Here is an 11,577-nt window from a genome sequence, read left to right as displayed (position 1 = left end):
AAGCCGCGGCAAGCGCAATCCCCGCGGCGTGAAGCGAAAGATGTCGAATTTCCGGATCCGGCGACGATGGGAGCCGCTGAATCAGCGAATAGCGCCCAAAGTGGTTATCAAGTGAACAGTATTGTGCTTAAGCCAGCCTGCGCGGCCAGTTCGCCAATGGCGAGATCGACGGCGAGATTGGCGCGAATGTAATCGGTTACACGGCGGATGCGGCGCGGCACCAATCGCTCGGGTTGCCGCGGCAGGCCGGCCTCGGCGTGACGGCCGCGCGAGTAATGTTGCAACAGGTGAGCGGCGAGCGCGTGGGCCAGCGCGTCGACATACAGCCGCGAGTCGGTGGGGTCGCCCGCGGCGCGATGCAATGCGCCGAGCATCGCGGCGATCAGTGGATCGTGAAACTGCATCGCGTCGCCAAGCGACAGCTCGCGTGAGCCGCCCAGCTCATCTGGTCGGCGACGCTGTCGATCAGGCTGCGCTCCAGGTGCAAATGAACGGTCGACAGCGGCTCATCGCTGATCGAACGCCAGCGCCACGAGATCGGCGCGGGCGGCACGAACCAGACGTCGCCCACGCGCAGGTCGGCGCTCTCCCAGCGCCCATTCAGGTTGCGCTCGAGGTGTTCGGCGCCGCTGCCGAGCGTCATCAGCGTGACGTCTTGCAGACCGGGCGCCTCCAGCAGTTCCTGCTCGGCCGGTTCGAGATACGAGCGCAGCACCAGGTGACGCCACGGGCGATCCACGCTCGACACCAGTTTCTGGCCCGCCATATAGCGGTCGTAGGCAAGCGTCGTTGTCAGCTTTGGAATTTTTGCCATCAAGTCTCTTCTGGGAGGTTCCGTATGCACATGAGCAAACCCTGCCACACCCGCGTCGCCGGTTAGAGGTCAGCGCAAGATCTCGAAAATGATAGCAAGGAACCGGCTACCGTAATATTTGGAAATAGTTAATCATCCAGGTTGTCGTCCATCACGCGTTTCGAACGCCGGAGCTACCGTTTCATGGAACACGAATGCGATACGCTGCCTCATTGGCTGACCGGCTCGCCGCAAGGCGAAGCCAGCCACGTGTCGGCGGCTTACAACTCTGCGGTTACCGCACAACCGGCTTACCCGGCCGGCACGCGGCAACCCGAGGAATCAGCCCACGCGGCTGAAGCATCCAGGGCATCCATCCGCACCGCATCAGGCATGGCGCCCACAGGTTTTCTCACGCTCTTCACCGAGGAGGAGATTGGCACGCCCGCGCCCGCCGCGCGGCGGGCCGCACCGATAATCAGCCCGCTGGTGCGATTTGGCAGCGCGCAGGACCGCATCGAATTCGTGCGGCGGCGCATCAGGCAACTTGGCTTCGACTCGTTCAGCTATACAGCCACGCGCACCACCGCGCATCACAAGACGATGTTCGTGCTGACCAGTTACGAGTCGCAGACATGGCTCACGCGCTATTTCCGCGAGCGTTATTTCGAGCTCGATCCGCGCGTCGCGCTGGCGTCGCCGACCGGCATGCCGTTCCTCTGGAACACCGCCGACATGCGCGCCGACCTGCCGCGCGCGCAGATGCGCAGCGAGCGGCTCGGCGGGCTGATCGACATGCTGGAGGCCACCGGCCGCAAAAGCGGGATTCTCACGCAGATGCCGCTGCCCGAGCCGGAACTGAGCGCGAGCCTGTGCTTCAACTCGGAGATCGGCAATCCGCGCTGGATGACGGAATCGATCGTGGCCGAAACGCTGATGTTCGCGCACACGATTCACGAATTCATCTGGACGCACGCGAAGAGCGTGATCGGCATCGCGCCCGCGCAGCAGCAGCGCGTCACGCTGAGCGACTTGCAGCATGCGGTGCTGAAGGCGGTCGTGCAGGGGCAGCGCGACAAGGAAATTGCCTACTTCCTCGGGCTGTCGCCGCATAACGTCGACTACCACTTGCGGCGCCTGCGGCAGTTGTTCAACGTGCGCAATCGCGTGCAGTTGATCAATGTGGCGCAGGGGTATGTGACGTAGGAGAACTCAAACGCTGCGCATGGTGCGCAGGCAATCCGCCGCGAGTTGCTGGTAAAGCCGGGTTCCGGACGATTTCGCCACGATCTCGTCATCGCTCAGGGTGCGCACCACGCGCCCTGGCACCCCGGCCACCAGCACGCCCGCAGGCACCCGCCAGTCCTTCTTGACGAACGTGCAAGCGGCCACGATGCTCGCCGCGCCGAGCACGACGCCGTCCATCACGACCGCATGCATGCCGACCATCGTGTTCGGTTCCAACGTCGCTCCGTGAATGATCGCGCTGTGCCCGACATGACTGTCGACGCCGAGCCGGCAAGCATTCGCCACACCGGTGTGCAGCACACAACTATCCTGCACGTTGCTGCCACGCTCCACCACCACCGCGCCGAAATCCCCACGCAGGCTCGCATGCGGCCCGATGTAACAGCTGGCGGCCACCGTTACGTCGCCGATCAGCACGGCGCTTGGATGAACGTACGCTGACGGATCGACGCGCGGCCGCTTTCCGTTGAACTCGTAGAGCGCCATCGTGCCGCCGTCCCGGTTCAGCTCGCGTCTGCGAGCACGTGATAGTCGTCCGCGCCCCAGTACGCACGCATGCGCAGAATCTTGCCGGCGGCGTCGAAGTCCATCACGTCGGTCACGTCGATGTGCGCGGGCCGGCCGTTCTGCGCCGTGATATGCACGCGAAAGCTGATCGACGCGCTATTGCCGTGCGAGCCGCGCGGCGGCGCCGTCAGTTCGAGCCGGGCGCCAACCGAGGTCGCGTACGTATAGAACGTTTCGATCTCGCTTTTGCCCTCCTTCAAGGGCGTGCCGACCGGGTCTTCGACGCTCGCGTTATCGGCGAACAGCGCAACGACGCGCGAAGCGTCGGCCGCATTGAACGCCTCGATATAGTCGACGAGGCGGGCCTTCATGTTTTCACTGGTATTCATCCGTCCTCCTAACGTGCGGTGTAGCCGCCGTCGATCACCAGCTCCGCGCCGGTCACATAGCGGCCGGCCGGCGACACCAGATACAGAATGCCCGCCGCGATATCCTGCGGGTCGCCGATCTTCGCAAGCGGCACGAGCGTTTTCATATGCGCGAAAATCTGCTCCGGGTCACCGAGCTTTGCGAACGCCTCTTCCAGCAGCGGCGTGCGGATAAAGCCAGGATGCACGGAATTCGCGCGGATATTCTGCGTGGCGTACAGCATCGCGTCGGTCTTCGCCATCAAACGCACCGCACCCTTCGATGCGTGATACGCCGGCACGTCCGGCCCACCGACCAGCCCATACATCGACGACAGATTCACGATCGAGCCACCGCCCGCCGCCAGCATGTGCGGAATCGCGTATTTGGTGCAGAGGAACACTCCCGTCACATTGACGTCGATGACTTTCTGCCATTGCTGCAGCGTCATTTCGTGTGTGGGCAGATTCGCGCCTTCTATACCGGCGTTGTTCACCAGCGCGTCGAGCCGTCCAAAGCGCGTGACGATTTCGCCGAACACGCGCTGCACGTTGTCTTCCTGCGTGACGTCCATTTTCCAGAACGCCGCGCGGCCGCCCGACTCATTGATCTCGGCGACCAGTTGCTCGCCCGGTTCCGTCAGCACGTCGAGCACTGCGATCGCCGAACCGGCCGCCGCCAGCGTGCGCGCTGTCTGCGCACCGATGCCGCGCGCACCGCCAGTGATGGCGGTCACTTTGCCGCTCATTTCGAACAGTTGATGGGGAAATGTCATACCGTCTCCGTCATGTTGTAGTTGGGGTTTCTGCGGCGCCTGGCCTTGGGTCGGTCGCGCGGGTCGCACCGGGCACACCGGCCACGCCATTCACGCCATTCACGCCGCATTCGAAGCATGCCTCAAGCGGTGCGCCGCTCCGCGAGAAATTCCAGACATTCGCGATTGAAATACCGCCGATGCTCGACCATCACCCAATGCCCGCAGCGATTCATCAGAACAAAGCGCGCGTCGGCGCAATGTTCGAGAAAACGCATCGCGCCGCTGGCCGGATTGAAGCGGTCGTCCGTGCCCCAGAAACCCAGCACCGGACATTTGAGTTCGCCGAGCCTTTCAGTCAGGTTGGGCACGCGCATCGTCGACAGCACTTCCGGCGGCTGCTGCTCGCACACGCGCAGACGCTCTTCGACCAGCGCATCGGTGACGAGGCTGTGATCGAACACCAGCAGTTCGAGCAATTGCCGCATCGTCAGGCGGTTCATCTGGCGGTTTGTGAAGAGCGACACCATCTTCTGGATGCCCTCCATTTTGAAGTAGGTCTCGCGCTCCTCGACACCGCCCGGCGCCATCATGATCAGGCTGTCGACGTAGTCGGGATAGTCGAGCGCGTATTGCAACGCGATCGCGCCGCCGAGCGAATTGCCGAGCAAGGTCGCCCGGCCAATGCCGTTCGCCGTGAGTTGCGCGCGCAACGCGTCGACGAAGAAATCGAGCGTGTAGTTCACATCCGCGGGCTTCGACGAGGCGCCATAGCCCGGCAGATCGACCACGATAGCCCGGAGACCTGCCGCGGCGAACTGCGGGTAGTTGTGCTTGAAGTTGCTGAAGCCGCTCGCGCCAGGGCCGCTGCCATGGATGAACACAACGGGCGCGCCGCTGCCGGCTTCGAAGTGATGCAGTGTCAGGCCGCCGGGGATCTCCGTGAAAATCCCCCTGGGTGCCTGCAGGGTTGGCGGCGCGCTGCCGGACTTATCTTGCGCATTACCGTGCGCGTCGGCGTGTTGGGACTCGGTGGGCGTTGCGTTCATGCGCGCTTGTCTCCAGTCTCGCGCCGCGCTCTTCGGCGCGGCAGATTGTATGAGGGTCGCCAGCGAAAACATCATCTCTGCGAATCCACACCGGAGCATCGTCTTTTCAGACTACGAGGCAGCGCTGCATTTCTCCTACCATCGGCCCCACATGAACAACGGGAGACAGCGGCAATGACAGGGTTCGATTTCAGCGGCAAGGTGGTGCTGGTGACGGGTGGCACCAAAGGGATCGGGGCGGCCATCGCGCAAGCTTTCGGAGACGCGGGCGCAACGGTGTACGTATGCGGACGCACGCCGCCAGCGAACGCGGTTGCAGGCTCGCAAGTGGGCTTGCAGGCGGGTTTCCACGAACGTCCGCATGCCGGTCCGCGCGAGGATTCGCACAAGGGTCCGCACGAGAGTCTGCATGCGCGTTCTCCTGAGAACGCCCCGCGCTTCATCGCCGCGGACGTGCGCGACATCGACACAATCGACGCCATGCTCGCGCAGATCGAACGCGAAACCGGCCGGCTCGACGTACTCGTCAGCAACGCGGGCGGAGCGCCGTTCGCACTTGCCGCGCAGGCCTCACCGCGCTTCACCGAAGCCGTCATCCGTCTGAACCTGCTGGCGCCGCTGCAAATCGCGCAACGTGCGAATGCGCTGATGCAACAGCAACCGGAAGGCGGCGTCTTGCTATTCATCGGTAGCGTGAGCGGTTTGCGGGCGTCGCCGGGAACAGCGGCCTATGGCGCAGCGAAAGCCGGCTTGCTCAATGCGGTACGCTCGCTCGCCGTGGAATGGGCCCCCAAGGTTCGCGTGTGCGCGGTGAGCCCGAGCCTCGTCGAAACCGAAGCCGCCACAAGCGGGCACACGGGGACCTCTGCGGCAGACGGCAAGGCCGCGCTCGACAACATCACCGCGACGATTCCCGCAGGCCGGCTCGCGAAACCCGGCGATATTGCGTCCGCGTGCCTGTTCCTCGCTTCGCCGCACGCCGCCTATGCATCGGGCAGCAACCTGATTCTCGAAGGCGGCGGCGAAGTGCCCGCCTTTCTCGCCGCCACCGACCTGCACAAGGCGTTCGCCACGAAACCATAGATGCATTAACACGCGCACACCTCGCATCCCTGGGGCAAGCGTCTAGTCCGTTTTGACGATTCTCGCTCCGCACGTGCCCCCTAACCTCTGATCACAACAAATTTCAGATGTGACCACAGAGGAGACAGGATGCAGATCAACGGAACACAAGAGCGCGCACCGGCAATGCGCGCGGTGTGCGCGGCATGCAGACTCGCCGTGCTGGCAGCGGCGTCGGCAGCGACGATGACGACGTTCGCCACATCGGCTTACGCGGGCGACACGGTGAATCTCGGCACGGACACCACGCTCGATTACACCTTCACGCTCGGCTACGGTCTGGGCATGCGCACGCGCGCGCCGAGCGGCAATCTGCTGACGCCGGAGAACATCAATGGCGACGACGGCGACCGCAACTTCGCGAAGAACAAGCTGATCGAAAATCAGGTGAGCCTGCTCGGCGAGGTGAACCTTAAGCACGACGACTGGGGGGTCTTCGTGCGGGCCAACGTGTTCTACGATCAGGCATACCAGCACCCGAACAACAACAACGCCCCCTTCACCGTCAACCATAGCGGCGCGTACAACCAGTTCACCAGCGATGCGAGCTACTTTGCCGGCGGATACCCGCAGTTGCTTGCAGCCTACGCGTACGACACGATCCACCTGGGCGGCACGAGTCTGAACGTCAAGGTGGGGGAACAGGTGGTCGCGTGGGGCGAAAGCGTGTTCTTTCCGAACATCGCGGGCGCCCAGGGGCCAGCCAATGCGACCGCCAGCTATGTGGCCGGAGCGGAGGTCAAGGACATCCTGCTGCCCGTGCCGCAAATTTCGACGCAGTGGCAACTCGCGCCTAACTTCAGCCTGCTCGGCTATTACCAGTTCGCGTTCACGCCTAACCGACTCGTACCGGCCGGCGCTTACTGGAGCTACTCGGATCTCGTCGGCCCCGGCTCGCAATACATCATCGGGCCAGGCGGCATCCATATCCCGCGAGGCAACGACATCCGGCCGAACGGCGACGACCAGTGGGGCCTGGGCGCGCGCTGGCGCGTCTTCGGCGACACCGAAATTGGTGCGTACTACCTGCACTACAACGACATGAACCCGAGTGTCGTGACGACCTACTTCCCCACGCTGCAGTATCAGCAGAAGTACTTCGACCACATCAAACTCAGCGGCCTGAGCTTCTCGACCGATCTGAACGGCGTGAACGTCGCCGGTGAAACGTCGTACCGGCAAGGCGCCGCGGTGCTCGTGAACACCCCGTTGGGTCCGCAATCGACACGCGGCGACGTTTGGCAGTCGAATCTCTCGGCGATCTATTCGATCGGACCGACCTTCCTTGCCGCATCGCAAACGCTGGTGGGTGAAGTTTCGTATGTACACGCCGGCAACGTCACACCGATTATGGGCTCGACGACGCTCACCAATACGCGCAATTCCGCCGCCTTCGACGTGGCATGGACGCTCAGCTACAAGAACGTCTTCAACGGCTGGGACGTCGACGTGCCGATCACCTATGCCGACGACTTCACCGGCAAATCGGCGCTAGCCGGTGGGCTTGGCTCATTGACCGGCGTGGGCGACCACCGCGTGACAGTCGGTGTGAACTTCACGCGCCTGAGCAACCTGAAGCTCGGAATCGTCTACGCGAAATTCCTCGGCCGGCCGGATCCGAACAATCGTCCGCTCGCCGATCGCGATTATGTGCTCGCCACCGCAACTTACTCGTTCTGATGCTGCGCGTCGAGTTGACTGAGCGCCTTGAATTTCAGGCGCGTTGCAGCATGCATCACCCTTTGAATCAGCCGTCTTTTTACTGCAAGAGGATTTCGTCATGAGTCGAATTTTCAATCCCGCATTGCGTGTCTGCGTGTTCGCGGCAGGCGCCGCGCTCGCTGCCGCACTGGGCGCCCCATCGTTCGCCAAAACCAGCCCGGAAGATCTCGCCAAACTCGAAGGCCCGCTCACGCCGATGGGCGCCGAGCGCGCGGGCAACGCCGACGGCACGATCCCCGCGTGGAGCGGCAAATGGTTCGGCACGCCGCCGGGCGTCGACTACAAGCCGGGACAGCGTTTCCCCGATCCGTACGCAAGCGAGAAGCCGCTCGTCGTGATCACCGCGCAGAACATGCAGCAATACGAAGCGCACCTCACCGACGGCGAGAAAGCGCTGCTCAAGAAGTATCCGGATACCTTCAAGATTCCTGTCTATCCGAGCCATCGCGATTTCAGTTATGGCGACGCCGTGTACAAGGACATCCGCCTGTTCGCGCCCACCACCACGATGACGAAAGACCAGAACGGCCTGAAGGATTTCCCGCCGGTCACGCCGTTCCCAGTGCCGAAGAACGGGGTCGAGGCGATGTGGAATCTGCGCTTCGCATCCGCGATCGAAGGCGAAACCGCGACCTACGACCAGGCCGTGGTCTACCCGGACGGCAACATCGCATGGGGCAAGGTGCAGTACGCGATTTACGGGCCGCGCAGCGCGGACCATTTCGATCCGAAGAACGCGTTGAACACAAAGAGCTTCTTCCGTCAAACCACCATGCTGCCGTTGTCCGATCGCGGCACGATCATCACCGGCTTCGAAATGTGGGATCAGGAAGGCACCGACACCCGCAGAACGTGGTCATATAACCCGGGCACGCGGCGCGTGCGTCAGGCGCCTGAGTTCGGCTTCGATCAACCCGAAGGTCCTGGCGGCTTTCGCACCGTCGACGACGACCGCCTCTTCAACGGCTCGGGCGAGCGTTACGACTGGAAGATCCTCGGCAAGCGCGAAGTGTATGTGCCGTACGACAACTACAAGCTGATGGACCCGTCGATCAAATACACCGATCTGCTAACCAAGGGTCACGAGAACACGCAGTACATGCGCTTCGAACTGCATCGCGTGTGGGTGTTGCAAGCCACGCTCAAGTCCGGTTATCGCCATCAATACGCGAAACGGGTGCTGTATCTCGACGAGGACACATGGAACGCAGTCACCGCCGACAACTACGACGCCCGCGACACGCTGTGGCGCACCAACCTCGCCCCGACGCTCTACGCGTTCGACGCCAAATCGTTCTACTCGACCGCCGTGTTCTATCACGACCTGATCTCGGGCGCCTATTACGCGGATCGTCTGGCGAATCAGGAACCGATGCCGGTGCTCACACGTGGCTCGCAACTGACCGAAGCGTACTTCTCGCCCGATGCGATTCGCGGCGCGGGCAATTGATTTCGTTGCGCCTCTATTGAAGCCACGGCCGGGGACGGATTCAGGTTCTGCCCCGGCGCTTTTCCCTTTCTATTTGCGGTCGCCATGACTTCGACACTTCACGCCACACTCGGCGACGAGCTTTACCACGCATGGCGCGAGCGCGCGCCGATTGCACCGTTCTCGGCGCGCGCCGGTGGTTTGTCGCTCGCCGACGCTTACCGCGTGCAGCAGCACTTCGTCGCGCGTCGCATCGGAGCCGGTGAAACCGTCGTCGGCAAGAAAATCGGCGTGACGAGCCAGGTCGTGCAAGACATGCTCGACGTACGCCAGCCGGATTTCGGCGTGCTGCTTTCCGGCATGCACTACGTCGCCGGCGAGGACATCCCAATTGAGAAGCTGATCGCACCGCGCGCGGAAGGCGAAATCGCGTTCTATCTGAAAGACGATTTGCGCGGCCCGGGCATCACGCGAGAGGCTGTGCTTGCCGCGACCGAAGCGGTCGGCGCGTGCTTCGAAATCGTCGATTCGCGCATCCGCGATTGGGCGATCCGTATCGGCGACACGGTGGCCGACAACGCGTCATGCGGCGTCTACGTGCTCGGCGATGAACGCGTCGCGCCGCACGCGCTCGATCTCGCCGCGTGCCGCATGACGCTCGATAAGAACGGCGCGCGTGCCGCAGAAGGAATCGGCGCTGCCGCGCTGGGCCATCCGGCCGATGCAGTTGCATGGCTCGCGAACACGCTCGGCGAACTCGGCGTGCCGCTGCTCGCCGGAGAAGTCGTGCTGTCGGGTTCGCTGGCGGCATTGATTCCCGTCGCTTGCGGCGACCAGTTGCACATGCGGATTGAAGGCATCGGCAGTTGTTCCGTGCGCTTCATCTGACCGTTTGACCGTCTTTTCCTTGAGGATGCATTGAATGAGCAAGATCAAATGCGCGTTGATCGGGCCCGGCAATATCGGCATCGATCTGCTGTACAAACTGCGCCGCAGCGCGGTGCTCGAACCCGTGTGGATGGTGGGCGTCGACCCGGACTCCGACGGCCTCGCACGTGCCCGCGAGATGGGACTGAAGACGACTGCAGACGGCATTGATGGCCTGCTACCGCATCTGGCCGCCGACGATATCCGCATCGCCTTCGACGCCACCTCCGCGTACGTGCACCGCGAGCATTCCGACAAGCTGACCGCGCGCGGCGTGCGCGTGATCGACTTGACGCCCGCTGCGATCGGCCCGTTCTGCGTGCCGCCGGTCAACCTCGCCGCGCAGATCGACCAGCAGGCCATGAACGTCAACATGGTCACGTGCGGCGGTCAGGCGACGATACCGATGGTGCATGCGGTTTCGCGCGTACAGCGCGTGGTCTACGGCGAGATCGTGGCGACCGTTTCGTCGCGCTCCGTCGGCCCCGGCACGCGCAAGAACATCGACGAGTTCACCCGCACCACCTCGCTCGCGATTGAACAGATCGGCGAGGCTGCGGTGGGCAAGGCGATCATCGTGATCAATCCGGCCGAGCCGCCGCTGATCATGCGCGACACGATCCATTGCCTGACTGAAACCGATCCGGACGTCGAAGCGATTACGGCCTCCGTGCACGCCATGATCGACGAAGTACGTCAATACGTACCGGGCTATACGTTGAAAAACGGCCCCGTGTTCGATGGCCGCCGCGTGTCCGTGTTCATGGAAGTTGAAGGCCTCGGCGACTATCTGCCGAAATATGCAGGCAATCTCGACATCATGACCGCGGCCGCCGCGCGTACCGCCGAAGTATTTGCCCAACAGATGCTCGCCGCATCCCCTGCCACTGCGTAAGGAGCCCACCATGTCATTAGCAGGAACCCGCATCACCGTCCACGACATGACGTTGCGCGACGGCATGCACCCCAAGCGTCATCAGATTTCACTCGACCAGATGCGTTCGATCGCACGCGGCCTCGACGCCGCCGGCGTGCCGCTCATCGAAGTCACGCACGGCGACGGCCTGGGTGGCGCGTCGGTCAATTACGGCTTTCCGGCGCATACCGACGAGGCTTATCTGAGCGCGGTGATCGCCGAACTGAAACAGGCCAAGGTGTCTGCTCTGCTGCTGCCGGGTATCGGCACGGTTGAACATCTGCGCATGGCGCACGGGCTCGGCGTGCACACGATCCGTGTCGCGACGCACTGCACGGAAGCGGATGTGTCCGAGCAGCACATCGGTCTTGCGCGCAAGCTGGAGATGGATACGGTTGGCTTTCTGATGATGGCGCATATGTCGCCGCCCGAGCAGCTAGCAAGCCAAGCGAAGCTGATGGAATCGTATGGTGCGAACTGCATTTATATCACCGACTCGGCCGGTTACATGCTGCCTGACGATGTGACTGCGCGCATTGGTCTTGTTCGTGCTGCGTTGAAGCCTGAAACGGAGTTGGGCTTTCACGGGCATCACAATCTTGCGATGGGCGTCGCCAATTCGATTGCGGCTATCGCTGCGGGGGCCAATCGGATCGATGCCGCTGCGGCTGGTCTCGGGGCTGGCGCCGGTAATACGCCGAT

At 63.0% G+C, this 11,577-nt stretch carries 11 protein-coding genes and 1 pseudogene; 7 read left to right on the top strand and 5 right to left on the bottom strand.

The window, feature by feature from the left end:
• Positions 1-113: 113 nt before the first annotated feature.
• Positions 114-814 (bottom strand): annotated as a pseudogene (locus tag GNZ13_RS53955) (AraC family transcriptional regulator); the annotation flags it as partial.
• A gap of 183 nt (positions 815-997) precedes the next feature.
• On the opposite strand from GNZ13_RS53955, the gene GNZ13_RS28185 reads away from it, so the two are divergent.
• Positions 998-1,999, top strand: a complete 1,002-nt coding sequence (locus GNZ13_RS28185) for a helix-turn-helix transcriptional regulator (RefSeq protein ID WP_172170691.1) — start codon at positions 998-1,000, stop codon at positions 1,997-1,999.
• Positions 2,000-2,005: 6 nt separating this feature from the next.
• On the opposite strand, the gene GNZ13_RS28180 is transcribed toward GNZ13_RS28185, so the two are convergent.
• The 4 genes from GNZ13_RS28180 to GNZ13_RS28165 form a co-directional block, all read right to left on the bottom strand.
• On the bottom strand, positions 2,006-2,527 hold the full coding sequence (locus tag GNZ13_RS28180) for an LbetaH domain-containing protein (RefSeq protein ID WP_172170689.1): 522 nt from the start codon (positions 2,525-2,527) through the stop codon (positions 2,006-2,008).
• A 17-nt stretch (positions 2,528-2,544) separates the two neighbouring features.
• Complete coding sequence (locus GNZ13_RS28175; protein ID WP_172170687.1) at positions 2,545-2,937, bottom strand: nuclear transport factor 2 family protein; 393 nt, start codon at positions 2,935-2,937, stop codon at positions 2,545-2,547.
• Positions 2,938-2,945: 8 nt separating this feature from the next.
• Complete coding sequence (locus GNZ13_RS28170) at positions 2,946-3,731, bottom strand: SDR family NAD(P)-dependent oxidoreductase (protein ID WP_172170685.1); 786 nt, start codon at positions 3,729-3,731, stop codon at positions 2,946-2,948.
• 122 nt (positions 3,732-3,853) lie between these two features.
• Positions 3,854-4,759 (bottom strand): alpha/beta fold hydrolase, encoded by a 906-nt coding sequence (locus GNZ13_RS28165; RefSeq protein WP_172170683.1) that lies wholly within the window; start codon positions 4,757-4,759, stop codon positions 3,854-3,856.
• Between the two features lie 174 nt (positions 4,760-4,933).
• On the opposite strand from GNZ13_RS28165, the gene GNZ13_RS28160 reads away from it, so the two are divergent.
• The 6 genes from GNZ13_RS28160 to dmpG all read left to right on the top strand — a co-directional run.
• Complete coding sequence (locus GNZ13_RS28160) at positions 4,934-5,842, top strand: SDR family oxidoreductase (protein ID WP_172170681.1); 909 nt, start codon at positions 4,934-4,936, stop codon at positions 5,840-5,842.
• A gap of 129 nt (positions 5,843-5,971) precedes the next feature.
• Positions 5,972-7,561 (top strand): DUF1302 domain-containing protein, encoded by a 1,590-nt coding sequence (locus GNZ13_RS28155; protein ID WP_172170679.1) that lies wholly within the window; start codon positions 5,972-5,974, stop codon positions 7,559-7,561.
• Between the two features lie 100 nt (positions 7,562-7,661).
• Entirely contained in the window at positions 7,662-9,053 is a 1,392-nt protein-coding gene (locus GNZ13_RS28150; RefSeq protein WP_172170677.1) for a DUF1329 domain-containing protein, read from the top strand.
• An 84-nt stretch (positions 9,054-9,137) separates the two neighbouring features.
• A complete protein-coding gene (dmpE, locus tag GNZ13_RS28145; RefSeq protein ID WP_172170675.1) occupies positions 9,138-9,920 on the top strand; it encodes a 2-oxopent-4-enoate hydratase in 783 nt (260 codons plus the stop codon).
• Between the two features lie 34 nt (positions 9,921-9,954).
• Positions 9,955-10,854 carry an acetaldehyde dehydrogenase (acetylating) gene (locus GNZ13_RS28140; RefSeq protein ID WP_172170673.1) on the top strand — a complete coding sequence of 300 codons (900 nt, stop codon included), beginning with the start codon at positions 9,955-9,957 and terminating at the stop codon, positions 10,852-10,854.
• 10 nt (positions 10,855-10,864) lie between these two features.
• Positions 10,865-11,577 (top strand): 4-hydroxy-2-oxovalerate aldolase (dmpG, locus tag GNZ13_RS28135; protein ID WP_172170671.1); only part of this gene is annotated, 713 nt, incomplete at its 3' end.

The sequence above is a fragment of the Paraburkholderia elongata genome (genome assembly GCF_013177735.1).
GTDB classification, from domain to species: Bacteria; Pseudomonadota; Gammaproteobacteria; order Burkholderiales; family Burkholderiaceae; genus Paraburkholderia; species Paraburkholderia elongata.
This window is presented reverse-complemented; position numbering and strand designations above follow the sequence as displayed.

What these genes read in the sequence shown, in the direction of transcription:
- GNZ13_RS28185 (WP_172170691.1), top strand. Translation starts at nt 998, where the DNA reads ATGGAACACGAATGCGATACGCTGCCTCATTGGCTGACCGGCTCGCCG.
- dmpE (WP_172170675.1), top strand. Translation starts at nt 9,138, where the DNA reads ATGACTTCGACACTTCACGCCACACTCGGCGACGAGCTTTACCACGCA.
- GNZ13_RS28140 (WP_172170673.1), top strand. Translation starts at nt 9,955, where the DNA reads ATGAGCAAGATCAAATGCGCGTTGATCGGGCCCGGCAATATCGGCATC.
- GNZ13_RS28170 (WP_172170685.1), bottom strand. Translation starts at nt 3,731, where the DNA reads ATGACATTTCCCCATCAACTGTTCGAAATGAGCGGCAAAGTGACCGCC.
- GNZ13_RS28155 (WP_172170679.1), top strand. Translation starts at nt 5,972, where the DNA reads ATGCAGATCAACGGAACACAAGAGCGCGCACCGGCAATGCGCGCGGTG.
- GNZ13_RS28165 (WP_172170683.1), bottom strand. Translation starts at nt 4,759, where the DNA reads ATGAACGCAACGCCCACCGAGTCCCAACACGCCGACGCGCACGGTAAT.
- GNZ13_RS28175 (WP_172170687.1), bottom strand. Translation starts at nt 2,937, where the DNA reads ATGAATACCAGTGAAAACATGAAGGCCCGCCTCGTCGACTATATCGAG.
- GNZ13_RS28150 (WP_172170677.1), top strand. Translation starts at nt 7,662, where the DNA reads ATGAGTCGAATTTTCAATCCCGCATTGCGTGTCTGCGTGTTCGCGGCA.
- GNZ13_RS28180 (WP_172170689.1), bottom strand. Translation starts at nt 2,527, where the DNA reads ATGGCGCTCTACGAGTTCAACGGAAAGCGGCCGCGCGTCGATCCGTCA.
- GNZ13_RS28160 (WP_172170681.1), top strand. Translation starts at nt 4,934, where the DNA reads ATGACAGGGTTCGATTTCAGCGGCAAGGTGGTGCTGGTGACGGGTGGC.